Below are 24,513 nucleotides of genomic sequence, written 5' to 3'. Positions count from 1 at the left end.
TGAACGTCGGCCGTGATTCGATAGAATTCCTCATATGACCGACACGCACAATCCTCCGTCCACAGCAGACACCGACCCACAGCCGACCCCGCCGGTTCCGCCGACCGCTCCGGCCGCGCCCTTTGGTGCCCCGGCTGCTCCCGCAGGTGCGCCGTCGGTCACGCCCGCTGGTACGCCGTCGGCTCCCGCATCTGCCCCCTCGGCCGCGCCCAATGGAGCGCCCGCCGCTCCCGCCGCCACTCCGAGCTACGCACCGCCGGCACCGCCGGTCGCGCCCGACCAGTCGGCCGTGCCCAGCTACGCGCAGCCCGCTGCTACCGGTTTCGGTGAGGCTCCGGCGTACGCGCAGACCGCTGTCGCCCCGAAAGGCAAGAACGGTCTTGGTCTCGCTGCTCTCATCGTCGGTGCTGTGGCCTTCGTGATGGCCCTCATTCCGGTCGCCACTTACGTGGCCGGCTTCATCGCGTTCGTCGGTCTGGTGCTCGGCATCATCGCGCTGGTGCTCAAGAACCGCTTGAAGCGGATTGCGGCCATCGGTACCATCGTGTCCGGTATCGCTCTCGTGCTCTCGATCGTCATGTCGGTCGTCTACACGGTCGCGCTCATCGCGTCGGTGGAACCCGATTTCTTCTCCGAAGTGAACCAGGAGATCACCGGCGAGGCCCCGCTCGCTGAGGAGCCCGCAGGCGAGGAAGAGTCGCCAGCGGCCAGCGATGCAATCGGCACTCGCACCAACCCGGCACCGCTTGGCTCGGTCGTGGAGCTCACCGGATTTGACGGCATGGCCTACGACATCACCCTCGGCGCACCCACGCTGAACGCCAACGACGCGGTCGCCGCGGCCAACCAGTTCAACGAGGCTCCCCCGGCGGGCTTCCAGTACGCGATGGTTCCGGTCACCTTCACATACACCGGTGACACCACCGGCACCCCGTGGATCGACGTCAGCATCGAGTTCGTCTCGGCCGCCGGCACCACCCACACCAAATCGGACGTGAGCGTCGTCGCTCCCTCACCCGCCGTGACGGACATCAACGACCTCTACCCGGGTGCCAGCGGCACCGGCAACGTGGTCATCCTGGTGCCGAGCGCCGACGTGGAACAGGGCACCTGGGCTCTCAGCGACTCATTCGGCGACGAGACGTTCTTCTTCGCCGCGCAGTAATCGCGCAGTAGTACAGCACCACCAGGAAGCCCGCACTGCCTGCAACAGTGCGGGCTTCGTCGTACCCGCACTCGCGCTGGCGGCCCTGGGACGACGAGGAGCGTGGACGGACGTGCGTAATTGCGGTGACCGGTTCGCGTCGAGCCACGCCTCCTAAGCTGGGTCGATGCGCGCAATCCTCGTTTCAGAGCCCGGTGGGCCCGAGATGCTCACCCCCGCCGATGTCGATGTGCCGCCGGTCGGAGGCCGCGACATCCGGATCCATGTTGTCGCAGCGGGTGTGAACCGTGCGGATGTCGCGCAACGGCGCGGGCACTACCCGTCGCCGCCCGGCTCGCCGGCGTGGCCGGGGCTCGAGGTGTCCGGAACGGTCGCCGAAATCGGCGACGAAGTCACCCGGTTCGCCGTCGGCGACCGGGTCTGCGCGCTGCTCGGCGGAGGCGGCTACGCGGAACAGGTGGTCGTGAACGAAGATCTCGTGCTGCCGGTGCCGGACTCCCTCGACCTGATCGAGGCGGCCGCGCTGCCCGAGGCGATCGCGACGGTGTGGGCGAACGTGTTCCTTGCCGGACGACTCACGGCCGGCGAGACGCTGCTCGTGCATGGCGGAGCGAGCGGGATCGGCACCACCGCGATCCAGCTGGCGCGCCTGGCAGGAGCGCGAGTCGCGGTCACGGCATCGGCTCCGAAGCTCGAGGCCTGCCGAACACTCGGCGCCGACATCCTGATCGACTACCGCAGCGACGACTTCGTCGAACGCGTACTCGAGGCGACCGACGGGCGGGGCGCCGACGTGATCCTCGACATCATCGGCGGACCATACATCGCCCGCGACATCGACGCGCTGGCGACCGACGGCCGAATCCTGATCATCGCGAACCAGAGCGGCGAGCAGGCGAGTTTCGACCCGCGCCGGCTGATGGCCAAGCGCGGATCGATCACCGCGACGACGCTGCGGGCGCGACCGCTGCACGAGAAGGCTGCGATCATGCGCCGGGTGCGAACGGATGCCTGGCCGTGGGTCGAGCGGGGTGAGTTCCGCCCGCTGATCGACAGCCGGATGCCGCTCGAGCAGGCGGCGGAGGCACACCGTCGGCTGGAGTCGTCGGCACACGTGGGGAAGATCGTGCTCACCGTCGGCTGACGGCGGGCGATGCGGACCCGGCTGACCGGCACTACCGGCGCTGACCCGCGTTACGCGGCGAACCGTTGCCGGTACTTCTTGTCACCGTGCACGAAGTGATAGAGCACCATCGACGCGAGCACCAGCACGGCGAGGGCCGCATACATGCCCTCGAAGCCGATCGCGGGAATGAGCGATCCGAGCACCAGCGGCCCGAAGCCGGTGCCGGCATCCAAGGCAATGAAATAGGTGGATGTCGTCACCCCCACCCGACGAAGCGGCGCCGTCGTGATCGCGATCGCCTGTGCGCACGGCAACAGGCCACCAAAGCCGATACCGAGGAAGGCGCCCGCGACCAGCAACACAACTCCGTTTGAGGCGATCGCGATCAGTCCGAGTCCGATCGCGAAGGCAAGCAGCATCGGATAGACCACGACGTTGTCGCCGTACCGATCCTGGATGCGGCCGATGAAGAACCGCGACAGCAACGCCACACCGGCATAGATCAGGAAGAACGTGCTGGCCGCGACGACCATGTCATTCTGCTGCGCGTACGAGTTCAGGAAGGCCATCACACCGGAGTAGGCGATGGCCGCCACGAACACCACACTGGCGATGCCGAGCGCCCCCGGTTCGAACACATCACTCCACCGCATCCGCCATTTGTGCATGCGCTCGTCGGCGGTCGGCGTCCGCTCAGGCAGTCGCACGAACAGCCCGACGATCAGCGCGGCAAGCGCACAACCGGCGGCGACGAGGAACAACACATCGTAGGTCGCGGCATCGACCAGCAGCACGGCGGCGAATGGCCCGATCGCGATCGCGAGGGTGTTCGAGACCGCGAAGTAGCCGGTGCCCTCGCTGCGCCGAGCGGCCGGGATAAGCGCCATCACCGATGCCGATAGCGTCGTGCTCGCCGCTCCGAATGCCACGCCGTGGATGGTGCGAATCGTGAGGAGCAGCAGCAAGTTGTTCACCGGAATGTAGAGCAGCGCGGCGATCACCAGGATGATCAGGGCGCCCAGGAACAGTCGGCGCCGTCCGACGAAATCAAGGAACTTGCCCGCGAAGATTCGCCCGGCCAACGCTCCGACGATGAATGAGCCTGCCGCGAGGCCGGCAACGCTGTCGGACGCCTGGAACCGTTCGACCGCATACAACGCCATCGTTGTCATCAACAGGTACAAGATCGAGACGACGAAGAAGTTGGCGATGATGGAGAGCAGGAAGGCCGCTGTCCACAGTTTCTGACCGTCGCCTCGCACGCTGCCCCTTCGCCCGTCCTCGTCGGCTCCATGGCCAACCTCTCTACGGTAAGGCCACCCCGCTCTGTTGGTAGCCCACCGGCACAGGCTCGAGGCCAGGGCGCTGCGGCCCGCCCGGCCCGTTCGCAATTCTTCTGCTTGCTAATGCGCACGCCTCCGGCTATCTTCTCTGTAGCGGCCACTACAGAGAAGTAGCTGGCACTTCATCTTTCAATGACGAAGGAGAGACCCGACGCATGAGCGTTGTCGCGGAAATAGATGTCGTCGCAGCATTACGACGACTTGCACCCGAGCTGGAGCGAGGCGAACAGCAGGCGACTACTGATCGCATGCTCACCTCGGACACGTGGAAGCTGATGCAGGATCTCGGCATCCTGCGCGGTCTGCAGCCGGCCCGCTGGGGCGGAGGCGAAATCAGCCTGCGCAACCAGCTCACCCACGTTTACGAACTCGCCCGACACGCACCGTCCGCGGGCTGGGTCGCCGGCGTAGTGGGATCTCACCCCTGGCAGATCGCCCTCTTCCCGGAAGAAACGCAGCAGGAACTGTGGGGCGACAACCCGGCACACACCAACTCGTCGTCATACGCCCCAACCGGCAAAGTGGAAAAGGCGCCAGGCGGCTACCGAGTCAACGGTCGCTGGTCATTCTCGTCCGGCGGCGACCACTGCCAGGCCGTCATCCTCGGCGGCAACGCCGGCATGTTCGACATAGGCGGCTTCGAGATTCCCAACTACGGCTCGATCCTGCTGCTCGGCGATCAGTACAAGCTCGAAGACACCTGGCACACGGCTGGCCTGAAGGGAACCGGCAGCAAGGACGTCGTGGTCGACGACCAGTTCGTTCCAGAGCACCGCTTCCTCTCGCACCCGAAGTACGAATACAACCCGGCGTGCCCACCGCCAGGCTTCGAGACGAACGAATCGACCCTGTACCGCCTGCCCTGGGCGGTCATGTTCAACCTCGTCCTGGTCGCCCCGGTGCTCGGCCTGACCCGTCGATTCCTCGACCAATGGGCCGCCGAAACAACTGAGCGGCGATCGAACTGGGGAGGTTCACTGAGTGACGACCCGCTAATGCAGATGCACCTGGCAAACGCGGAATGGGTTCACGACGCCGCAGTGAAGAAGATGTTCGAGGCGGTCGACACCATCACCCAGGCGGCGGAAGAAGACGTCTACCTAGAACGCCCGGAACGCGCACGCATCCGCTGGAACATCACCAAGAGCTGCCAGGAAGTCGGCCAACAGGTCAACCATTTGGTGCGCGTATCCAGCGGCCGCACCGCCTTCATCGACCACCCGCTCCACAAGTTGTTCCAGGACGTCACGACCGCTCTCGGTCATGCCTTCCTCTCATCCGACGCCGTAGGCCAGTACTACGGTGCCTCACTTCTCAACACGAAAGCCCCGGAGGTAATGCTGTGATTCAAGAACTCGCCTATGTCGGATTCGCCTCTCCCAAGTACGAAGAGTGGCGAACCTATGGAACCGGCCTGCTCGGTTGCCAGATGGTCGACGACGGACCGGACGGTGCTGTCCGCCTGCGCGTCGACAACGTCAACTACCGCATCGCCATCCACCCTTCGGAAAAGGATGAATTCGCCTACGCCGGATGGGGAATGGCCAACGAAACCGACCTCCGCACCTTCGTCGAACACCTACGGGGGCAAGGCGTCACCGTCACCCAGGGTGACGAGGCGCTCGCCGCCGAACGCGAAGTGGTGGAGATCTACTGGTTCGAGGACCCGTGGGGCAACCGTCACGAATTGGTCTGGGGCAAACTGACCATCCCGAACTCGTTCAAGTCGCCCCGCAAGATGGATGGCTTCGTGACCGGCAGCCAGGGTCTCGGACACATCGTGCTGATTGTGCCGAACCTCGAAGAGGGCAGCCAGTTCTACGCCGACATCCTGGGCTTCCGCCTCTCCGACCGGATCAAGAGCGACATCTTCAACCTGCGCTTCTACCACTGCAACGGTCGCCACCACTCAATCGCCCTCGCCGAGGTCCCCGGGCTCACCGGGTTCAACCACCTCATGCTCGAGGTGGCGAACATCGACGACCTCGGAGCCACGATCGACCTGCTGCCGGAGTACGACACCGACACCCTGCTCTCAATCGGGCGACACACTAACGACCTGATGATCTCGACCTACATCTCGACCCCGTCGAGCCTGCAGATCGAGTACGGCTACGGCGGTCTGGTCGTTGACGATCTCAGCTGGATCGCTCGCGACTACAACCATCCGAGCATCTGGGGCCACCACCGGTCTGAGCGCTACATGACCGCGCCTCCCGGCATCATCCGCCCGGTGGAAACCGCACCGGTGGAGGCCTCGGCCGAGGCTCCCGCCGAGGGCTCGGTCGATGGACAGCCGCAGGCAGAACCGGTCCTGCAGCCGTGACATCCACCACCACCGCCGTTGCCGCACCGGCCATCCGCACCGCGGATGTGCCGGTCGGCGACGGGATGACGATGCACGTCAACCAGACGGGCACACCCGGACAGCCGGCCCTGCTCATGCTGCACGGTTCCGGCCCGGGCGTCTCCGGACACTCGAACTGGGCAGCGCTCATGCAGGGGCTGGGCGACCGGTACCACTGCATCGCGCCAGACATTATCGGCTTCGGAGACTCCACTCACCCCGACCCGTCACCACAGGGCTTCGCGACAAACATGGAACTGCGGATCGACAAGCTCATCCGGATGATGGATGAACTCGAGCTCGACACGGTCACCCTGGTCGGCAACTCGATGGGCGGCATGTTCTCGCTCGAGCTCGCCGGCCTGATCCCCGACCGCATCGAACGGATGGTGCTGATGGGCTCGGGCGGCATGCCCGACCTGCAGCCCCTTCCCGGGTTGATCCAGCTCGTCACGTATTACGACAACCCGTCCGCACAGAGCATGGAAGAACTGCTGCTGCTGTTCGTTCACGACAAGGAGGCGTTCGGCCCCAGAATCCGGGAAATCTCCGCACAACGCGCCGAGGTCGCCGCGCGGGAGGACATCCGCCGCTCCCACCTCGGAACCTTCGCACCGGGCCCGTTCCGCACCTGGTCGCCCGACGAACTGGCGGCAATTCCGCACAAGACACTCGTGGTGCACGGTCGCAACGACGCCATCGTGCCGATCGAGTCGAGCTACTACCTGGCGGAACACCTGCCGAACGCCGACCTGTACGTGCTCAACCACTGCGGGCACTGGACACAGGTCGAGCAGGCCACCCGGTTCCGCACCATCCTGTCCGATTTCGTAGAAGGACTGATCTGACCATGACTATCGCTGAGAAAGCCCGCGCGGCGGCGGCCGCCCTGGCCGAGGCCGACGCCGACAGCTCCAGGCAGCGCCACCTCGGCGACCGCTCCTGGCAACTCGTGCACGAGACCGGCATCCTCCGCGCCTTCCAGCCGAAGCGCTGGGGTGGCGATGAGGCATCGATCACCGACTTCGCCGACGGCATCGTCGCGATCGGTCGGGCATCAGCATCCGCCGGTTGGGTGGCATCGGTCGTGGGCGTCCACCCGTGGCAGATCGCGCTGTTCCCCGACGAAACCCAGCAGGAAGTGTGGGGCGACAACCCCGAACGGGCCATCGCCTCGTCTTACACCCCGACCGGAAGCTTCGAGAAGGTCCCAGGCGGATACCGGGTCTCCGGTCTCTGGTCGTTCTCCTCCGGTATCGATCGCTGCGACGGCGTCATCCTCGGGGCGGTCGTCGGCGAACGGGAGATCGACGGCGAAAGCCACCCCGACTTCATGTCGGCCATCCTGAACCTCGACCAGTACACGATCGACGACGTCTGGCACACCGCGGGCCTCCAAGGCACCGGCAGCAACAACGTCCGGGTCGACAACGCGTTCGTCCCAGAGCACCGGGTGCAGTCGCACCTGCTGTACACCAAAGCGCTCGGCACTCCCCTGCCCGGCCAAGAACTCAACCCCGCAGCGCTCTACCGCGTGCCGTGGGCAGTGCTGTTCAACCTGATCATCACCGCGGGGGCACTCGGCGCGGTCCACGGCTTCCTCGACCTGTGGACCGCCGAAACCACCACCAGACGCACTAACTACGGAACGCTGCTCCGCGACGAGGCCGTGATTCAGGACCATCTCGCGGAGGCAGCCTTCACCATCGGGGGCGCCAGCCTACGGATGCGCCGCACGGCCACCGAACTGATGGAAATCGCCGAGGCCGGCAGCGTACCGAGCGAAGACGCCCGCGCCTTCTACCGGTGGGAACTGGCCAAGAGCGCCCAGTCGGCGACGGATGCCGTGTCCGACCTGATGCGATCCGCGAGCGGTCGCACCGCCTACCTCGACCACCCGCTGCACGGAAAGTTCCAGGACGTCATGGCCGCGTCCGGGCACGCGTTCCTGGCCTCCGACGCACTCGGACGCGCATACGCCGGCCGGGTTCTCGGCAGCAGCAAGCTGCCGGCGGTGCACCTGTGAGCATCCGCCGCTCCGAGCTCGCGGTGGGCGAGCACGTCTTCCGGGTGAACGAAACCGGTGAGCCCGGCAACGAGACCGTGCTGTTCTTGCACGGCTCGGGGCCGGGTGCCACCGGCCTGTCCAACTGGGAGCAGATCATCGGCGATCTCGGCGACACGTTCCACTGCGTGGCCCCCGACATGATCGGGTTCGGCGACTCGAGTCATCCGCTCGATCCCCCACAGGGCATGGGGCCGTTCAACGAGCTGCGTGCCGAGGCACTGCTCGGGCTGCTCGACACGCTCGAACTCGACCGAGTGCACCTGGTCGGCAACTCCATGGGCGGACAACTGGCTCTGCTGATGACGCTGGCCGCACCCGACCGCATCGGCAAGGTCATGCTGATGGGTTCCGGCGGCGCCCCCACCAGTACCGTGTCACCCGGGCTGCAGCACCTCCGTGAGTTCTACGCGGAGCCGAGCGAAACCAGCCTGCGCGACCTGCTCAGCGAGTTCGTCTACGAGCCGGCACTGCTCGCCGGACGCATCGACGCGGTCGCCGCCGATCGCATGGCATACGTGGAGCGAGCGGATGTCGCGCGTTCGCACCGGGCGAGCTTCAACCCCACGGGCGCCCGTCGCATCTTCACCCCCGACGAGCTCGCCAGCATCGATCACGATGTCCTTGTCATCCACGGCCGCGATGACCGCATCATCCCGCTCGAGGCGAGCCACTACTTCGCCGAGCACCTGCCGAACGCCAACCTGTACGTGATCGGTCGGTGCGGGCACTGGACGCAGATTGAACACCCCCAGAAGTTCGAGACCCTCCTCACGCGCTTCATTGCCGAGATCGTCTGAGAACCAGCATCCGCAGTACTACTGCAACATCCGTATCTGGAACATCCGTACCAGCAGCATCCCTAGCCACAAGGAGTAACCGTGACCGACACCACCCCCGCTTTCGACGATGAATTCGACGTCATCGTGGTCGGTGCCGGCGCGGCCGGCCTGTCCGCCGCGCTCAGCGCCGTCGAGGAGACCGGCGGCAGCGCGCGCGTGGCCGTGCTCGAGCGATCGACGAAGGACATCCGCGGCGGCAATACTCGCTGGTCGGGCGCGTATCTGCGCCTGCAGAACACCACGACACCCGTTCCGAACCTCGTTGAGTACGCGATGTCGGCGTCGAAGGGCTACGCGAACCGTGACTATTACGACGCACTGGTGCGCGAGGTACCCGAGGCGTTCGACTGGCTGCATGAACAGGGCGTTGAGCTGAAGAGCCTGCCGACGATCTTCCTCACCCTGTCGGCGACGCGCTACCAGCCGGCGGGCGGCGGCGTGAACATCGTCGAACCGCTGTTCGCACGGCTGGAGGCGACGAGCGCAACCGTGCTGTACGAGACCAGCGCTGAATCGCTCATCACCGACGACCGTGGCCGGATCATCGGCCTTCGGGTGCGTGAGCGCACCGGACAGGTGCGCACGCTGGGCGCCGGCGCGGTGGTGCTCGCCTGCGGAGGCTTCCAGGGCAACCGCGAAATGATGAGCAAGTACGTCGGCCGCAATGCCTATCGGGTTCCGCCGATCTCCCGTGGTGGAGCCCACAACCGCGGCGACGGGCTGCGGATGGCGCTCGAGGTGGGCGCCGCCACCGAGGGGCAGTTCGACCTGTTCCATGCGGAGCCGAAAGACCCGCGCAGCGCGGTGGCGGAAGCCGTGGTGATGACCTACCCGTACGGCATCCTGGTCAACAGTGCCGGTGAGCGGTTCCTCGACGAGGGCGCGAAGACGGTGGACCTCACCTATGAGACGGTGGCGCGCACCATCCTGCAGCAGGACGACAGCATCGGCTACGCCGTGTTCGACCAGCAGGTGAAACAGATCCCGGGGTACGAGCACGCCATCGGCACCGACGTCGAGCCATACACCGCCGACAGCGTTGAGGAGTTGGAGACCCTGCTCGGCCTGCCCGCCGGGTCTCTCGTGCGCACCGTTGCCGAGTTCAATGCGGCGAGCGCCGATGACGTGCCGTTCGGCTGGAGCAAGCTCGACGGTCTGGCCTCGCGCCCCGCCGGGCAGCCGGTGAAATCTAATTGGGCCCGCCCGCTGACCGAGGGACCGTTCTTCGCCTACCCGCAGATCTGCGCGAACGTGTTCACCTTCGGCGGCGTGAAGACCGACCTCGACGCCCAGGTGATCACGTCGGACGGGCATCCCATCGATGGCCTGTTCGGAGCAGGCGAGATGACCGGCCTGTACTACGAGGCGTACGCCGGATCCACGTCGGTCATGCGGTCAATCACCTTCGGTCGAATCGCAGGGCGGAACGCCGCGCGGCTCTCGCTGCAGAACACTACCGAGCGGGCAATCGCCTGAGCTGATCACCGAGCGCGCGCAATCGCGGCATCGTGGCCAGGTCGGCGAGCGCGACTTCCAGCCCAGTGACATGGGCCGCGGATGTCGCGATGCCGAGCGCCACCCGCTGCTTCATCCCGGCCATGCCGTCGTCGAACGGACGGCGCGGGTGCCCGGAAGCGTGTCTCAGCTCTTGGATGAAACGCTGTCCGCGAGCGTGCACCTCGACCCGCCCGGCGAAGCGATCATCATCGCTGGTGATCAGGTCGGCGTGCACGCGAACCCGCTCGCGCAACCGATGCACCTCGCCGCGACCGAGCGCGGCCATCGAGAACTGATCGGGCCCGGCGGCCCTGTCGGTGGCGGCGACGGCCATCACCCAGGTCGGGCTGTACCGGGCCGAGTACTGGTCGTGCGGCAGTGAGACCTGCATGATCGCCGGCACAATCGGGTCGACGTGTAAGTCCGCGGTCGATCTCGTTCCCGGCCAGATCATGCCGTTCCACCACTGCGATCAGCGCCTCCACGGCGGCGTGACAGCTGCCGCAGCAGCAGTATGGCTTCTGCACGAGTCCCCACTCGGTTTCGATGCCGTGCGAACCCTCGGTCGCGGCGAGAATCGCGCGCGCGGCATCGTCGCCCGCACGGTCGCCGCTGAACGCCGGTTGCATCCCGTGCTCGCCGAGCAGCCAGTCGGCGCTGCCTTCCGCGCCGGCACGGGCGAGCTGCGCCGCCTGCACACCGTTCCGGGCGGCGAAACCGGCATGCAGCGCTTTGGTGGAGGTCCCGAAGTTGGCGCGGATGCCGCCAGCCGACGAGGCGGCGATCGCCAGCGCATGCCCGGCTTGCTGCTGGTCCAGCCCGAGCAGTCGGGCTGCGGCCGCGGCCGCCCCAATCGTGCCGACCGTGCTGGTGGCGTGCCAGCCGTGCCGGTAGTGGGCGTGGCCCAGCGCTTGGCTGACCAAATAGTTCGCCTGGTAGCCGGTCAGGTAGGCATCGGTCAGGTCGGCTCCTGATCCGTCGCGCTGCTCGGTCAGCAGCCATGCCACCGGCAGCAGCACGGCGCTGCAATGGCCGTGCATCGGGTGCATGTAGTCATCCCAGTCCAGGCTGTGACAGGCAACGCCCAGCAGGAACGCGGCATCCGGCACCGAATACTGTTCTGCTGGCGACCACGTCGGCACGGCATCCGGCTGTGCGCTGGTCAGAAGGGTCGCGCGCGCGATGCCCACCTGCGGTTCGCTCAGCCCGACCAGCCCGACGGCGAGGGTGTCGGCGATCGCCGCATCCGCCAGCTGACCGGCGCGCGCCGACCAGACGCGGTCACGGTTGGCGACCAGGTCGGCGAGCGCGGTCTCTGCGGCACCCACCGTCAGAACAGGTCCCAGTAGCTTTCCCGGGTGCGCATCTCTGCAGCGGTCGTGTCAAGGATCAGCGACCCGGACCGCATCACGTACACTCGGTCGCAAATGGTCAGCGACTGCTTGACGTTCTGTTCCAGCAGCAGGATGCCCATCTCGCCGGTGTCGGCGAGACGGCGCAGGGTGCCGAAGATCTGTTCGACCACGCTCGGCGCCAGGCCGAGCGATGGCTCATCGAGCAGCAACAGCCTCGGCTTGGCCATCAGCGCGATGCCGAGGCTGACCATCCGCTGCTGCCCGCCGGACAGTGACCCGGCGAGCTGGGTGGCGCGGTCGGCGAGTATCGGGAACAGCGCCTCAACGAAGGCGAGCTGCGCGTCACGGTCGGTGCCCCGCCGGGCGTTCACCGCACCGAGCAGCAGGTTCGCGCGGATGTTGAGGTCGGGAAAGACGAACCGTTCCGAGGGGATCAGCGCGAGCCCGAGTCGGATCGAGTCGGCAACCGAGCCGCGGCTGATGTCGGCTCCGTCCACCAGCACACGGCCGCCCTGTACCGGCAGCAGTCCATGCACCGCGCGGATCAGAGTGGTCTTGCCTGCGCCGTTGTGGCCCATCAGGCCGACGATCTCCCCCGCCGCGACGTGCAGCCCGACATCGTGCACCACCTGTTTGCGCCCGTAGCCGGTACGCAATCCCTCCACGCTGAGCAGCCGGGGAGCGTCGGTGGTTCGGTCGCCGGTGAGCATTCCGCTCGGGTTACTGTGCGCCAAAGTATGCCTCCGCCAGTCGTGGGGAACTCATCAGCTGATCGACGGATCCCTCGTCGGTGATCCGTCCGAGTTCCATGAAGTACGCGTGATCGGCCAGCTGCCGCACCACCTCGAGGTTGTGTTCGACGAGGCAGACGGTGCGCCCCTCGGCTCGCACTGCGTCGATGATGCCGAGCATCACGTCGACCCAGGCGCCGTCGACTCCGGAGGCCGGCTCGTCGAGCAGCAGCACATCGGCTTCCGTGGCGAGCGCCCGTGCCAGCGAGACGAGCTTGGACTGGCCGTACGAGATCTCGGCCGCAGCGATATCAGCGCGCCCGGCCATCCCGACGAAGTCCAGCCAACGCAGAGCCTTCTCCGCGACGTCCCGATCTCCCCGGGAGACCCGAGTGCCGGGAACGAACAGGTCGCCCAGCTGCTCCCCATGTTGATCGGGAACGGCGATCATCACGTTCTCAAGGCAGCTGACGCGGGGGAACAGGCGAACATCCTGGAAGGTGCGCACCAGCCCCAGCCGGGCGATGTGGTCCGGCTTCTTGCCGACCAGTTCGATGCCGCCGAGCATGACGCTTCCCTGCTCGGGCACCACGAATCCGGTGAGCGCGTTGAAGGTGGTGGTCTTGCCTGCCCCGTTGGGGCCGACCAGGGCGGTGACCGTGCCCTTGCGCAAGCGGATGTCGAGGTCCTTCACGGCGTGGATTCCACCGTAACTCTTGCTCACTCCAACAGCTTCGAGTGTCACGGGCTGCTCCGCCCAACCGCCGGCCGGTGGTGCTTCGACGTCGCGTGCGTACGCCGGAGGGATTGGCGCCGCGGCATCCGGGGTCACGGCATCCGTCGTCACAGCGTCCGTTCTCGCGGCATCCGCCATCACGGCTTCCGCCGGCACCGGTACCCGCCGCCGGCGTTCGCGCAGCAGGCCCTGCGGCCGCACGATCATGAACACGATCAACACCGCCCCGTAGATCGCGAGCTGCACGAGCGATGCCGTCGAGGAGTCGAGGGCGACCACGAAGCGCAGCACCGGCTCGACCAAGGTCAACACCGCGGCGGCCAGCACCGATCCGAGGAGGTTGGCTCTGCCTCCAAAGATCACGATGGCGAAGATCGTCATCGCGAACGGAAAACCGAACGCGCCGGGGGTGGCGAGCCCCAGCCAGCCGGAGTAGACCGCGCCGAACAAGCCGGCCATCGCCGAGGTGATCGCGAAGACGACCACCTTGAAGCGGAAGACGTTCTTGCCAAGCGACTGCGTGGCGAGCCCGTCTTCGCGGATGCCCTTCAGCACCCGACCGTACGGTGACTGGCCCATGCGCCAGCAGACGGAGAACACCAGCGCGAGCACGAGTGCGGCCAGGATGACCCAGTCCAACTGGTCGTCGAGCTGCCACCCGAGCAGGTCGAGATTCCTGATGTTCGTGATGCCGAGGCTCGAGCCGAGCGCATCGACGCCGGCAATCACTCCAATTAGGCCGAGCGAGAACACCAGCGTCATGAGGATCAGATACTCCTCGGACAGTCCGAGCGCGACGAGACCCAGCAGCACCCCCACGGCGCCCGCGAGAGCGACGGCCGCGAGGATCGCGAGGGCGTACGGCCACTCGTGCGCGGTGACGAGATAGCCGATGGTGTAGCCGCCGATGCCGGCGAAGGCGGCATGCGCCACGGACACCTGGCCGGCGTAGCCGACCAGCAGGTTCACGCTCACGGCGAGCGAGGCGACGAGCAGGATTTCGATCAGGTAGCTAATCCACATGTGAGTCCTCGCGGGATCAGGCGGTTGCCCGCGAACGGTTGGTGAGCCAGGGGCGCCAGATGCGCTGTGTCGACAGCGCGATCATGTACACCACCAGCACGAGGAAGACCGCGGTCTGCGACCACTGCACCGACAGCACGAGGGTTGCCCACTGCTCCAGCAACGCCACGACGGCGCCGACGGCAAGAGCGCGCAGCGGGCTGCTGCGGGTGCCGGCGAGGAAGGCGACCACAAAGCTGTAAATGATCACCCGGTCGCCCATGATCGGATCGACGGTGTACTGGAGTCCGTACCAGATCGCGCACACCCCGGTAATGAGCCCGCCGATCGCGAACACGACGATGTTGATGCGCGACGTGCGGATGCCGAGAGCGCCGGCCAGTTGTGGATTGCTGCGGGTGGCGCGGATGCTGCGGCCGAGCGGTGTCCACACCAGCAGTCCGGTCAGCGCCAGCACGAGCACCACCGAGGTGATGGCCTGGAACAGGTCGAAGTTGGTGAACAGCACCGGTCCGACGGTGATCGCCTGCAGCGGAGGACCGTAGAACGGCACACTGCCGCTGCCGAGCAGCAACTGCAACAGCGCCACACCGACGATGCTGAACCCCAGCGAGGAGACCATGACAGCGAGCAGCGTGTTGGCGCCGGCCCGGGCTGCCACCGGACGGTAGATGAGCAGTTCGATGGCCACGCTGAGCAGCACGGCCGCCAGCACACCGACCAGCGCCGCCGGCCAGAACGACAGTCCAACCGCCTGCGCGATGCCGTACGCGGCGAACGGCGCAACGGTGTAGGTCAGCGCATAGGAGAAGTGAAAACGCCCTGTCACACCGAGGATGAGCGCAAGCCCGGCTCCGAGGGCGCCGTAGAAGGCGCCGCGGAACACCCCGTTGATGGTGAGTTGAAGGAAATCTTCCATGGGTCTGCCTCCGGAAGGTGATCCGTCAGCGGGCGGGCGACCGTAATCGCCCGCCCGCTGCCGGGATGGTTACTTCAGTTCGAAATCGGCTGCGTCGATGTCGAACGTGGCGAGCGCGTGGGCGCTGCCGTCCTTCCACTGGTAGACACCCATCGCCCGGCTGGCGACACCGTGGGTTTCCAGGTTGATCGTGGTGACACCGACCGTGCTGTCGTCGCCGCCGTACAGGCTCGGCAGATCGGGGTTGGCCTCCAGTGCCGCCACAAGGTCGTCGCCGCTGGTGACATCGCCGCCGGCCTCGATGGTGCCGCGGAGGAACTGCCAGAACGCCAACGTGTTCTCGTACGCGTTGGCGGCGTAGAACGACGGCTCCGGCGAGTCAGGGTACTTCGCGGAATAGGTCTCGACGAAGTACTCGGCCAGCGGGTTGGTCGGGTTGGTCGCGTCGAAGTAGTTCATTGCGAAGTGGTAGGCGCCGGCGTCGAAACTGCCCTTCGAGGCGTCCAGCGCCGTCTTCGTGAACTCGATGCCGATCAGGGTGGAGTCGATTCCCGCCGCAACCGCCTGGCTCGTGAACGCGCCAGGAGCCTGGGCGCCCATGCCGATGAAGATGACATCGGGCTGGTTCGCCTTGATCTTGGTGATCAGGCTGGCGAAGTCCTGCGTCATCGGTGACACGGTCTCCCAGAGTCCGTTGAACTCCAGACCGGCTTCCTCTACTTTGGCGCTGAAATCTGCTCGGATCGGGTCGTTCAGTGGCCCGAGTTCCCAGCCGACCAGGCCGACGGTCTTGGCGCCGGACTCGGATTCTTTCAGCCATTCCATCGCGCCGGGCAGCACGTCGGCGGGTGCCACGGCGGTGGTGCCGTAGTAGTACGGGGTGCCGATCAGGTGGGGCTGGGCACCGCCGACGCCGTCCAGGGTGAGCATCTTGCTCGCGATGGTGTCTTCGATCATCGCCCCCAGCGCGTCACCGTAGGTGCTGATCTTGCCGGCGACACCTTCCTCGGCGAGTTCGGTTGCCGCCTGTTTCGCCGCCACCGGGTCGGGGTTCTTGATGTCCTTGGCGGAGAGGCTGATGGACGGGCCGCCGGATGCCTCGATCTGTTCGATCGCAAGTTCGATGGCCTGGCGCATCTCCTTGCCCTCGGGGGCGCCGGGTCCGGAGAGGGGTAGCGCGGCGCCGAGCGTCCATTCGACTCCCTCGCCGGCTGCTTCACCGCCCTCGACACCGAGAATTTCGCCGAGCTGCGCCGCCTCCGGCGCGTCCCCGGTCGTGTCACTGCCGGGCTGGGCGGTTGCGCCGCCGGCGCAACCCGCGAGCAGGAGAGTTCCCGCCGCTACGGATGTGAGGGTGAGCGTCCAGCGGCTGCGCCGCCGACCCATGTCTGCAAGAACCATTCGTTCTGTCTCCATTTCGCCTTTGAAGCGGATTCGGGTGCAAGGTGCTAGGTTTTACTCTGTAGTGATCACTACAGCGTGTTTCGTGAACTGTAGCTTGTAGGGTGTCGGAACAGCAAGCACGAGAACTGGACCGGAGCCCCAAGCAATGCCGCGCAAGACTGACCGCCACCACCAGCAGGGCGATGTGTCGCGACAGCGCATTCTGGAAGCCGCATTGGAAATCGCGGCCGAACGCGGCTACGACGGCACGAGCGTGGCACTGGTGACCGAGAAGACCGGATTGCCGGCCAGCTCGATCTACTGGCATTTCAAGAACAAAGACTCCCTGCTCGCCGAAGTGCTGGAGTTCAGCTACCGCAACTGGCGGGAGGTCGGTCCGACCTGGAAGGCATCCGTTACCCAGACGCCGTTCGAGGAGCAGGTGCATGCCCGGTTCCGCGACGCGGCCGCCGCCTTCAGCCGGAAACCCGAGTTCTGGCGGCTGGGGCTGATGCTGGCGCTGGAACACCGCGTTAAGGAGCCCGCCGCCCGAGGGCGGTACATCGAGATCCGTCAGGACACGCTGGCCCGGCTCACCGAGTGGTGGTCGGGGCTGCTCGAGCAGGAGCATCCTGGCACTAGTCCTGATGTTGCGATCACCCTCGCACGCTTCCACCTCGCCGCCATGGACGGGCTGTTCGTCGGCGCCAACGCAAACCGCGGCTGGGACCTGGACTGGCTGGTCGACACCGTAGCCTCGGGCCTCGCCGTGGCGGCCCGGCGACTGACGCAGGTGGCCTCATGAGCGCCGTCGACACGGCCCAGCCAGAAGAATCACGGCTGCGGATCCTCAAAGCGGCCGCCGAGATTGCCGCCGAGCGTGGCTACGAGGGCACCACCATCTCGCGCATCTGCGAACGGTCGGGGCTGCCCGCCAGCTCGCTCTACTGGTTCTTCACGGACAAGGACGACCTGCTCGCCGAAGTCGTGCGGCACAGCTTCCGGGAGTGGAACGCCGAGCAGCCGGCCTGGGAGCCGTTCCCGGCAGATATCAGTGTCGGCGATGGCCTGCGCAGGCTGCTCCACCACTCAAGCCGCTCCCTGCCGTCGGCACCCGAGTTCCTGCGGATCGGCCACATGCTCGCCCTGGAACGGCGTGAAACCGAGCCAGTGGGGCGCGCGCTGTTCCTGCAGGTGCGCGAGGAGGTGGCCGACGCGCTCGCCCGCTGGTTCGCGGCATCCATCGACGCCGACCTGATTGCCCGCCAGCCTGCCCTGCCGCACCGACTGGCGACGCTGATCATCGCACTCACCGACGGCCTGTTCCTCGCCTACCAGATCGCCGATCTCTGGGACCCCGACACGTTCGTCGACCTGATCGTCACGGTCGTGGAGACCGCTATCGCCGAAGCCGAAGCCGACCTCTAACCCGGCCGGCGTATTGCGCGTCATCCTCTTTGGTGTCATTGTAGTGATCACTACAGAGAAGTAGTGCGACTCAATGGTGAGGATTGTCATGACGACTGACACGGTGGCGGCCCGGTTCCGCCAGGTTTTGGGACAGTATCCGACGGGCGTCGTCGTGGTGACCGCAACGGATGCCGATGGCCAGCCCCTCGGAATGACGGTGGGAACCTTCAGTTCGGTATCGCTTGACCCGCCACTGGTGGCGTTCATGCCGCAGAAGAACTCCGGCTCGTGGGCGGCCATCCGCGCTGCAGGCAGCCGGTTCTGCATTAACATTCTGAGCGATACGCAGGAGGCGGTGTGCCGGCAGGTGGCGACCCGCAAGACCGACAAGCTCGCCGGCATCCCCTGGCGCCCCTCGGCGGGCGGCTCCCCCATCATCGAGGCGAGCGTCGCGTTCGTGGACTGCGAGACCGTCGCCGTGCACGATGCCGGCGACCACGAGATCGTGATCGGACTGGTGACCGACCTTGACGTGCTCGGCGCCACGAATCCGCTGCTGTTCTTTCGCGGCGGATACGGTTCGTTCCTGCCCCAGTCGCTCGCTGCGGGTGACGCCGACCTGGTGGACCAGCTCCGACTCGTCGATCTCGCCCGCCCGCACATGGAGGAGCTCGCCGCCGACTGCGACAGCGAGGTGACCGCGATCTCCCTGGTGCGCGACGAACTGGTGCTCACCGCCGCGGCCGGCCGCGCCAAGACAGCGCAATCGCCCACGAGGGTGGGGCAACGGGTTCCGTTCATGCCGCCCCTCGGCGGCGTCTTCGCCGCCTGGGGCGACGACCGACTGCGCCAGCACTGGCTCGACCGGCTCGGCAGCGACGTGCCGGAGCACCAGGTCGAGATCCAGCGGCAGGCACCCGACCGGATCCTGGAGCGCGGCTACAGCATCGCCATCGGGCACACGGACGGTGAGCGCCTGGAGTCACTCTCGACAAAGGTGAACTCCAAGGACCCGGAGGTCTCGTCCGACACGCTGCGCGACGCCATCAAGCGCGTCACCGTCGGATACAACGCCGGCGACCTCGACGAGTCGGTCTCTCACGAACTGCGGTCGCTGTCTGCCCCCGTCTTCGGACCAGACGGCAGCGTCGCCTTGACCCTCACCCTGTGGGGACCGCCCGGCCGGATCTCCACCGCAGCGATCCACCAGTACGCCGAAAGACTCATCGACACGGCGGCAGCGGCGACCCTGGCCGTCGGCGGAATGCTTCCGAGCGGGCGACTGCAGGAATCGGCCCGATGAACGCCGATCGGGCCGATGAGCCTGGTGCAATCGGTGCCGCCGGAGCCGCCGCTGGTGCTGTCGGTGCCGCCGATGTCGCTGGTGCAGCCGGTGCAGCCGGTGCAGCCGACGTGATCGTGGTCGGAGGCGGCAACGCCGGCTTCGCGGCGGCGCTCGCCGCCGTTGAACGGGGCCGACGGGTGGTGCTGCTGGAGAAGGCGCCTCGCGATGCGGCGGGCGGCAACAGCTACTACACGGCGGGCGCGACCCGCATTACGCATGGCGGACTCGACGACCTGCGCGACATCCTCGACGCCGACCCGCGGCACGAGCGTACCGTGGTGCCGCCCTACTCCGCCGAGGAGTACGTCGCGGACATCACCAGCCTGAGCGGCGGACGCAACGATCCGGACCGCACCGCCGTGCTGGTCGGCGACAGCCACGACACTCTGCGCTGGCTGCACGGCCTCGGCATGCGATACGAGCTGCTGTACGGCCGGCAGGCCTACTCACAGACGGACGGCGGCTGGTTGTTCTGGGGCGGCCTCCACGTCGGCAATGTCGGCGGCGGTGTCGGCATGATTGAGGATTACACCCGCATCGCCGGAAACCTCGGCGTCGACATCCGGTACCAGCACCGCGTCACCGCCCTGACAACCGACGGCGACCGGGTGACCGGTGTTGTCGTCGATACCCCGAACGGACGACAGCAGCTCGCGGCGGGCTCGGTCATCCTCGCCGCCGGCGGCTATCACGCCAACCCTGAACTGCTCACCGAGCACCTCGGCGCGGGCTGGGACCAGGTCGTGGTGCGCGGCACGCCGTACAGCACCGGCGACCTGATCTCGGCGGCGCTCGAGGTGGGCGCCGCCCGCGATGGCGACTGGGACACGGTGCATGCCGTGCAACTGGACGCCTGGTATGCCGAGAACTCGAGCAACCGGGAGCTGACCAACCGGCTCGCCCGGTTGAGCTATCCGCTCGGCATCGTCGTGAACCGCGACGGCGAGCGGTTCTTCGATGAGGGCGCCGACTTTCGTAACTACACCTACTCGAAGTTGGGGAAGGAAGTGCTCGCCCAGCCCGGCAACATCGCCTTCCAGCTCTTCGATTCACGCACCAGGGAGCTCTTGCGGCCCGACCAGTACGACATGCCGGGCATCTCGGTCGTGATCGCCGACACGGTCGAGGATTTGGCGAGGCAGGCCGGCATCGACCCGGCGGGCCTTACCGAAACCGTGTTGGAGTTCAACGCGTCGATCACCCCGGACGCCGCGTTCGACCCGACAATCAAGGACGGCAGGCGGGCGGATGTCGCGCCGCCGAAGAGCAACTGGGCGGTGGAGTTAGCGGCACCGCCGTTCTACGCCTACCCGGTGACCTGCGGCATCACCTTCACCTACGGCGGTATCGCCAGTGACGTGGACGGGCGTGTGCTCGACGAGCACGGCGCTCCGATCGCCGGCCTGTTCGTGTCCGGCGAAATGCTGGGCGGCATCTACTGGGGCGGCTACCCGGGCGGAGCGGGGCTCGCGCTGGGCGCCGTGTTCGGCCGCCGAGTGGGCCTGCTGGCCTGAGGCACCGCCGCGCAGGCCCGCTGGCTCGAACTGAATGTCAGGCGTCCTCGCGGGCGTCGAGGGCACCGGTCACGCCATACCAGGAACGCGCCGCGTCGAGCAGGGCACGCGGCGGCTGCTCGCCATAGAACCCCACCCGGGCCGGTCGATAGCCGGTGCGACGATACTGGTCGGCCCGACGCTCCGCCACCGACAGTGCCGTGCCCAGGCAGTCGAGCACCGGCACCTCGTCCACCCGCGCGATGCCCTGCTCGGCGAGGAACACGTTCAACGGACCTTCTCCCGGCACGATCACCGTGGCGCCCTGCGCGATCACCTCGCGAGCGGCCGCCTCAAACGCGGCGACCAGCGGGGCGGGGTCGGCGTAGGCGGCCATCACATCGCTGAACGCGGCATCCACCTGGGTGATCGGCCCGACCAGTCGCTCCAGCCCGTAGTTGCGCATGTTGCGTCGCAGCTGCGGCTCCAGTGCAGCGATGAAGTTGACGATGCCGACACGGTCACTGAGCTGGGCGGCCGCGAGCACCGAGGTCTGGCCGAGCGCAATTACAGGGATGTCGACAAGGGTGCGGATCTCCTCGTACCCGGTATCAGGGATGGTGGCGATCAGGAACGCGTCGTAGCCCTCGTCCTGGGCTTGCAGCGCGGCCGAGACGAACTGCTCCTTGTGCAGCCCGCTCAGGTAGGCGTAGCCGATGTGGGTGCCCGGGTAGTCGGACGGGTACGTGCCGGGCCGCATGCCGTGGAAGTCGATTTCGGTGCCAGGGCGGGCGACCGAACCCAAGTGGCGGCGCAGCGCGTCACGGTAGTGCGGCACGTCGTCGAGCACGGTGAAGCTCTGGTGCCAGATGCGAGTCATCAGGCGGCTCCGCGTTCGGCGTGCTCACTCAGCCGACCAATCACCTCGGCCGAGGAGAAGACACTGCCGAACATCGGCAGGATGTTCGCCATGGCAAAGTCGTGGGCCGCGGGCGAGAACGAGGCACACATGTCCTCGACGATCGTGACCTGCAGCCCGGAGTCGGACGCGTGCCGCGCGGTCGATTCGACCACCAGGTTGGTGGCGACTCCCCCGATGATGATCTCGCCGATGCCTTCGGCGTGCAGCACCGACAACAGCGGAGAACCGATGAACGGGTCCACGCAACTCTTGTCGAGAACCGGCTCCCCCTGCTCGGGTGCGAGCTGCGCGATGATCGCGGCTTCCGCCGACCCTCGCAGCATCGCCCGGTTCTCGGGGTAGCTGTCGAAGCGGGCGAGCCGGTTGGTGCGCAGCAGATAGGTGTCATCGAACGCCAGACGCACATGGATGATCAACAGCTCGGCATCCCGGGCAGCGGCCAGCACCGCCTGCGCGACCGGAACCACCGCCCGCTCGGCGACCTGAGCAGCAAGCGCCGGGGCGCGATTCGCCTCGGGGTCGCACAACGCCACCTGGTAGTCGAGCATGAGCAGGGCGGGGCGGGAGTACTGCATCGATTTATCCTTTGTTGTGTTGAGGTGGGTCACCAGGCGGACCATCCGCCGTCGACGTAGAGCACTTGACCGGTGATGTAGGCGGAGGCATCCGAGGCGAGCATCACAGCCGGGCCGGCGATGTCGACCGCTGGGTCACCGAGTCGGCCGAGCATCGTGCGATCGGAGAACCACTGCAGTCGCTCCGGCTGTTCGGCGAGCGCCGCGGTCATCTGGGTCGGGTAGAAGACACCGGGGGCCAGACAGTTCACCGTCACGCCGGAGGAACCGAGCTCGGCAGCCATCGCCCTCGTGACGTTCACGATGCCGGCCTTCGAGGCGTAGTACGCCGATTCCGGAACCGGGCCGACCCGTTCCGCGTACACAGTGGAGAAGTTGATGATCCGCCCACTGCCAGCCGCCGACATCCGCTTGCCGACCTCTCGGTTCACCAGCCAGGTTCCGGTCAGGTTCACGCTGATGACTCGCTCGAACTCGGCGACCGTGGTCTGGTCGTACTCCTTGCGCAACATCACGCCCGCCGCGTTGACCAGGATGTCGATGCGCCCGTGGGCAGCGATAACCTCGTCGACCATCGCCACGACGAGCGCCTCATCGGTGACGTCGACGAGGTGAGTGCTCGCCTCCGGATCAGAGTGCGAGGCGGTGGCGGCGACATCCGCCTCTCGTCCGGCGCGATCGGCCAGCGCCAGTCGCGCGCCGTGCTCGGCGAAGGCGCGGGCGATCGGCTCGGCCAGTCCGCCCGCACCTGCACCGATGATGAGCGCAACCTTGCCCTCGAGCGAGAACAGCGCGCTCATGCGGCCGCCTCGGTGAGCGCTGCCGCCGCGGCGGTGGCACCCGCGATGCGACCGAAGATGCCGGCCTTGCCGATGGATGTGCCGGTCATGTACCCGCCGCCGTGGAAGCCGCCCGTCACCTCACCTGCCGCGTACAGGCCAAGGATGGGATCGCCGAAGACGTCGAGCACGGCGCTATCCGGGGTGACGGTCAGCCCGCAGTATGTCGCGAGCACCACCGCTGTTGAGGCATGGGCGAAGAAGGGAGCACGCGCGATGCGACACCGGTTCCCAACTCCGCCCGATAGGTGCACCCGGCCGAACTCATCGGCCGTGTCGCCATCAATCGCGGCGTTGTACTGGTCGATGGTCGTGGTCAGTTCCGCGGCCGGAACGCCGATCAGGCGCGCAAGTTCGTCAAGGGTCTCCGCGCGCACGGCAAGACCGGTGGCCGCCCGGCCGGCGAGGTCGTAAATGGGAACGTCATCGACGCTCCGCTCCATAACGTCGGCGTCCCAGACCTGCCAGGTGTGACCGCCGTTCTGGGCGAGGCTTGCGTCGCCGAGCACCTTGTACGGCAGGGATTCGTCGGTGAACCTCCGGCCGGCCTGGTTCACGGCGATGGCGCCCTTGTACACCGCGAGCACGCCGGTTCCGTACTCGTGTTCATGCGGCCAGGGATAGATGCCGTAGGTCGCCTTGATGTGCGGGGTGTCGATCACGCCGGCACCCAGCTGCCAGGCAAGCAGCAGCCCGTCGCCGGTCGACCCGGCTCCGCCTGCGCGCACGGCGTGGTTCATCTGTGGCGCAAACCGCTCGAGCAACTGCGGATTCTGCGAGAAGCCGCCCGTGGCGATTACCACCGCCCCCGCCTCCACACGTGACACGGTGTCCCCCGCGCGCACGTCGACGGCCACGACCCGCTCCCCCACCCGGATCAACCGGTGCGCGGCTGCACCGGTGACGAGCCGGGCACCACGTTCGGCGGCCGCGGCAATCAGCAGGTCGAGGGTTCGGCGCGTGTCACTCGGGTGGGACCGAGGAACGGACTGGCCAGACGCCGCATGCACCGTGCCGTACCGAACCCCATAGGAACGGAACCACTCGTAGGTCGCCAATTGCTCCCGGCAGTAGGCGTCGACCAGTGCCGGGTCAGACACGTGCAACCCGGTTTCCAGGATGTCGCTGCGCAACAGTTCGGCCGAGTCGGTGATGCCCTGGCGCTGTTGCTCTGGCGTGCCCGCGAACGCGGACAAGCCGGCACTCAGCACAGTGCTGCCGCCGGAATGGGGCTCCTTCTCGATCTGCAGCACCGAGCACCCGGCCTCGGCCGCGGCGAGCGCGGCGGCACAGCCAGCCAAGCCGGCGCCGATGACGAGCACGTCAACGCGTCGTGGAAAGGTCGTCATCGACAGTCTCCTCGGGCACACCCTGCGGTGAAAATCCTGCAGCGACCA

General features: G+C 66.9%; 22 protein-coding genes and 1 pseudogene. 12 read left to right on the top strand and 11 right to left on the bottom strand.

Going from position 1 to position 24,513, the window contains the following annotated elements; translation table 11 throughout:
• Positions 1 to 34 precede the first annotated feature (34 nt).
• Positions 35 to 1,165: an ABC transporter permease gene (locus tag HCT51_RS04500; RefSeq protein WP_166870740.1), complete on the top strand. Its 1,131-nt coding sequence runs from the start codon at positions 35 to 37 to the stop codon at positions 1,163 to 1,165.
• Between the two features lie 166 nt (positions 1,166 to 1,331).
• Entirely contained in the window at positions 1,332 to 2,309 is a 978-nt protein-coding gene (locus HCT51_RS04495) for an NAD(P)H-quinone oxidoreductase (protein ID WP_166870738.1), read from the top strand.
• Positions 2,310 to 2,359: 50 nt separating this feature from the next.
• Here HCT51_RS04495 and HCT51_RS04490 read toward each other — a convergent pair whose 3' ends face one another.
• Positions 2,360 to 3,553: an MFS transporter gene (locus HCT51_RS04490; protein WP_224760665.1), complete on the bottom strand. Its 1,194-nt coding sequence runs from the start codon at positions 3,551 to 3,553 to the stop codon at positions 2,360 to 2,362.
• A gap of 236 nt (positions 3,554 to 3,789) precedes the next feature.
• Between HCT51_RS04490 and HCT51_RS04485 the strand changes: the two genes are divergently transcribed.
• The 6 genes from HCT51_RS04485 (at position 3,790) to HCT51_RS04460 (ending at position 10,364) form a co-directional block, all read left to right on the top strand.
• Complete coding sequence (locus HCT51_RS04485; protein ID WP_166870736.1) at positions 3,790 to 4,980, top strand: acyl-CoA dehydrogenase family protein; 1,191 nt, start codon at positions 3,790 to 3,792, stop codon at positions 4,978 to 4,980.
• Positions 4,977 to 5,960: a VOC family protein gene (locus HCT51_RS04480; RefSeq protein ID WP_191413762.1), complete on the top strand. Its 984-nt coding sequence runs from the start codon at positions 4,977 to 4,979 to the stop codon at positions 5,958 to 5,960. The genes HCT51_RS04485 and HCT51_RS04480 overlap by 4 nt, the downstream gene beginning before the upstream one ends.
• A complete protein-coding gene (locus tag HCT51_RS04475) occupies positions 5,957 to 6,829 on the top strand; it encodes an alpha/beta fold hydrolase (protein ID WP_224760664.1) in 873 nt (290 codons plus the stop codon). Before HCT51_RS04480 ends, HCT51_RS04475 begins: the two co-directional genes overlap by 4 nt.
• A gap of 2 nt (positions 6,830 to 6,831) precedes the next feature.
• Positions 6,832 to 8,007: an acyl-CoA dehydrogenase family protein gene (locus tag HCT51_RS04470; protein ID WP_166870734.1), complete on the top strand. Its 1,176-nt coding sequence runs from the start codon at positions 6,832 to 6,834 to the stop codon at positions 8,005 to 8,007.
• Positions 8,004 to 8,846, top strand: coding sequence for an alpha/beta fold hydrolase (locus HCT51_RS04465; protein WP_166870732.1), 843 nt, complete (start codon positions 8,004 to 8,006; stop codon positions 8,844 to 8,846). The genes HCT51_RS04470 and HCT51_RS04465 overlap by 4 nt, the downstream gene beginning before the upstream one ends.
• Before the next feature lie 81 nt (positions 8,847 to 8,927).
• The gene (locus HCT51_RS04460; RefSeq protein WP_166870730.1) at positions 8,928 to 10,364 is read left to right on the top strand and encodes an FAD-dependent oxidoreductase; all 1,437 of its coding nucleotides are present in this window, start codon (positions 8,928 to 8,930) and stop codon (positions 10,362 to 10,364) included.
• Here HCT51_RS04460 and HCT51_RS04455 read toward each other — a convergent pair.
• The 6 genes and pseudogenes from HCT51_RS04455 to HCT51_RS04430 form a co-directional block, all read right to left on the bottom strand.
• Positions 10,342 to 10,719 (bottom strand): MmgE/PrpD family protein, encoded by a 378-nt coding sequence (locus tag HCT51_RS04455; protein ID WP_370626961.1) that lies wholly within the window; start codon positions 10,717 to 10,719, stop codon positions 10,342 to 10,344. The two genes, HCT51_RS04460 and HCT51_RS04455, sit on opposite strands and share 23 nt — an antisense overlap.
• Positions 10,720 to 10,999: 280 nt before the next feature.
• Positions 11,000 to 11,713 (bottom strand): annotated as a pseudogene (locus HCT51_RS18665) (MmgE/PrpD family protein); the annotation flags it as partial.
• 2 nt (positions 11,714 to 11,715) lie between these two features.
• Entirely contained in the window at positions 11,716 to 12,450 is a 735-nt protein-coding gene (locus tag HCT51_RS04445) for an ABC transporter ATP-binding protein (RefSeq protein WP_166870728.1), read from the bottom strand.
• A gap of 10 nt (positions 12,451 to 12,460) precedes the next feature.
• A complete protein-coding gene (locus HCT51_RS04440) occupies positions 12,461 to 14,230 on the bottom strand; it encodes a branched-chain amino acid ABC transporter ATP-binding protein/permease (protein ID WP_166870726.1) in 1,770 nt (589 codons plus the stop codon).
• Positions 14,231 to 14,246: 16 nt separating this feature from the next.
• The gene (locus tag HCT51_RS04435) at positions 14,247 to 15,149 is read right to left on the bottom strand and encodes a branched-chain amino acid ABC transporter permease (RefSeq protein ID WP_166870724.1); all 903 of its coding nucleotides are present in this window, start codon (positions 15,147 to 15,149) and stop codon (positions 14,247 to 14,249) included.
• 69 nt (positions 15,150 to 15,218) lie between these two features.
• The gene (locus tag HCT51_RS04430) at positions 15,219 to 16,550 is read right to left on the bottom strand and encodes an ABC transporter substrate-binding protein (protein WP_166870722.1); all 1,332 of its coding nucleotides are present in this window, start codon (positions 16,548 to 16,550) and stop codon (positions 15,219 to 15,221) included.
• A gap of 148 nt (positions 16,551 to 16,698) precedes the next feature.
• On the opposite strand from HCT51_RS04430, the gene HCT51_RS04425 reads away from it, so the two are divergent.
• The 4 genes from HCT51_RS04425 (at position 16,699) to tcuA (ending at position 20,801) form a co-directional block, all read left to right on the top strand.
• Positions 16,699 to 17,337, top strand: coding sequence for a TetR/AcrR family transcriptional regulator (locus HCT51_RS04425; RefSeq protein ID WP_166870720.1), 639 nt, complete (start codon positions 16,699 to 16,701; stop codon positions 17,335 to 17,337).
• Positions 17,334 to 17,960: a TetR/AcrR family transcriptional regulator gene (locus HCT51_RS04420; protein ID WP_166870718.1), complete on the top strand. Its 627-nt coding sequence runs from the start codon at positions 17,334 to 17,336 to the stop codon at positions 17,958 to 17,960. Before HCT51_RS04425 ends, HCT51_RS04420 begins: the two co-directional genes overlap by 4 nt.
• Positions 17,961 to 18,048: 88 nt before the next feature.
• Positions 18,049 to 19,245 carry a flavin reductase gene (locus HCT51_RS04415; protein WP_166870716.1) on the top strand — a complete coding sequence of 399 codons (1,197 nt, stop codon included), beginning with the start codon at positions 18,049 to 18,051 and terminating at the stop codon, positions 19,243 to 19,245.
• Positions 19,242 to 20,801: an FAD-dependent tricarballylate dehydrogenase TcuA gene (gene tcuA, locus HCT51_RS04410; RefSeq protein ID WP_166870715.1), complete on the top strand. Its 1,560-nt coding sequence runs from the start codon at positions 19,242 to 19,244 to the stop codon at positions 20,799 to 20,801. The genes HCT51_RS04415 and tcuA overlap by 4 nt, the downstream gene beginning before the upstream one ends.
• A gap of 37 nt (positions 20,802 to 20,838) precedes the next feature.
• Here tcuA and HCT51_RS04405 read toward each other — a convergent pair whose 3' ends face one another.
• Genes HCT51_RS04405 through HCT51_RS04390 form a run of 4 tightly spaced genes read right to left on the bottom strand, consistent with a single transcriptional unit; the run spans position 20,839 to position 24,465 of the window.
• Positions 20,839 to 21,660: an aspartate/glutamate racemase family protein gene (locus tag HCT51_RS04405; protein ID WP_166870712.1), complete on the bottom strand. Its 822-nt coding sequence runs from the start codon at positions 21,658 to 21,660 to the stop codon at positions 20,839 to 20,841.
• On the bottom strand, positions 21,660 to 22,277 hold the full coding sequence (locus HCT51_RS04400) for a cysteine hydrolase family protein (protein WP_166870710.1): 618 nt from the start codon (positions 22,275 to 22,277) through the stop codon (positions 21,660 to 21,662). Before HCT51_RS04400 ends, HCT51_RS04405 begins: the two co-directional genes overlap by 1 nt.
• A gap of 29 nt (positions 22,278 to 22,306) precedes the next feature.
• Positions 22,307 to 23,077: an SDR family NAD(P)-dependent oxidoreductase gene (locus tag HCT51_RS04395; protein ID WP_166870708.1), complete on the bottom strand. Its 771-nt coding sequence runs from the start codon at positions 23,075 to 23,077 to the stop codon at positions 22,307 to 22,309.
• A complete protein-coding gene (locus tag HCT51_RS04390; RefSeq protein ID WP_166870706.1) occupies positions 23,074 to 24,465 on the bottom strand; it encodes an FAD-dependent oxidoreductase in 1,392 nt (463 codons plus the stop codon). Before HCT51_RS04390 ends, HCT51_RS04395 begins: the two co-directional genes overlap by 4 nt.
• Positions 24,466 to 24,513 lie beyond the last annotated feature (48 nt).

It is taken from the genome of Salinibacterium sp. ZJ450, assembly GCF_011751885.2.
Taxonomy (GTDB): domain Bacteria; phylum Actinomycetota; class Actinomycetes; order Actinomycetales; family Microbacteriaceae; genus Ruicaihuangia.
Note: the sequence above shows the minus strand (reverse complement) of the source record. Positions and strands in the feature narration are given on the sequence as shown.

What these genes read in the sequence shown, in the direction of transcription:
- HCT51_RS04500 (WP_166870740.1), top strand. Translation starts at nt 35, where the DNA reads ATGACCGACACGCACAATCCTCCGTCCACAGCAGACACCGACCCACAG.
- HCT51_RS04495 (WP_166870738.1), top strand. Translation starts at nt 1,332, where the DNA reads ATGCGCGCAATCCTCGTTTCAGAGCCCGGTGGGCCCGAGATGCTCACC.
- HCT51_RS04485 (WP_166870736.1), top strand. Translation starts at nt 3,790, where the DNA reads ATGAGCGTTGTCGCGGAAATAGATGTCGTCGCAGCATTACGACGACTT.
- HCT51_RS04470 (WP_166870734.1), top strand. Translation starts at nt 6,832, where the DNA reads ATGACTATCGCTGAGAAAGCCCGCGCGGCGGCGGCCGCCCTGGCCGAG.
- HCT51_RS04455 (WP_370626961.1), bottom strand. Translation starts at nt 10,719, where the DNA reads ATGGCCGTCGCCGCCACCGACAGGGCCGCCGGGCCCGATCAGTTCTCG.
- HCT51_RS04445 (WP_166870728.1), bottom strand. Translation starts at nt 12,450, where the DNA reads ATGCTCACCGGCGACCGAACCACCGACGCTCCCCGGCTGCTCAGCGTG.
- HCT51_RS04440 (WP_166870726.1), bottom strand. Translation starts at nt 14,230, where the DNA reads ATGTGGATTAGCTACCTGATCGAAATCCTGCTCGTCGCCTCGCTCGCC.
- HCT51_RS04435 (WP_166870724.1), bottom strand. Translation starts at nt 15,149, where the DNA reads ATGGAAGATTTCCTTCAACTCACCATCAACGGGGTGTTCCGCGGCGCC.
- HCT51_RS04430 (WP_166870722.1), bottom strand. Translation starts at nt 16,550, where the DNA reads ATGGTTCTTGCAGACATGGGTCGGCGGCGCAGCCGCTGGACGCTCACC.
- HCT51_RS04425 (WP_166870720.1), top strand. Translation starts at nt 16,699, where the DNA reads ATGCCGCGCAAGACTGACCGCCACCACCAGCAGGGCGATGTGTCGCGA.
- HCT51_RS04420 (WP_166870718.1), top strand. Translation starts at nt 17,334, where the DNA reads ATGAGCGCCGTCGACACGGCCCAGCCAGAAGAATCACGGCTGCGGATC.
- HCT51_RS04415 (WP_166870716.1), top strand. Translation starts at nt 18,049, where the DNA reads ATGACGACTGACACGGTGGCGGCCCGGTTCCGCCAGGTTTTGGGACAG.
- tcuA (WP_166870715.1), top strand. Translation starts at nt 19,242, where the DNA reads ATGAACGCCGATCGGGCCGATGAGCCTGGTGCAATCGGTGCCGCCGGA.
- HCT51_RS04405 (WP_166870712.1), bottom strand. Translation starts at nt 21,660, where the DNA reads ATGACTCGCATCTGGCACCAGAGCTTCACCGTGCTCGACGACGTGCCG.
- HCT51_RS04400 (WP_166870710.1), bottom strand. Translation starts at nt 22,277, where the DNA reads ATGCAGTACTCCCGCCCCGCCCTGCTCATGCTCGACTACCAGGTGGCG.
- HCT51_RS04395 (WP_166870708.1), bottom strand. Translation starts at nt 23,077, where the DNA reads ATGAGCGCGCTGTTCTCGCTCGAGGGCAAGGTTGCGCTCATCATCGGT.
- HCT51_RS04390 (WP_166870706.1), bottom strand. Translation starts at nt 24,465, where the DNA reads ATGACGACCTTTCCACGACGCGTTGACGTGCTCGTCATCGGCGCCGGC.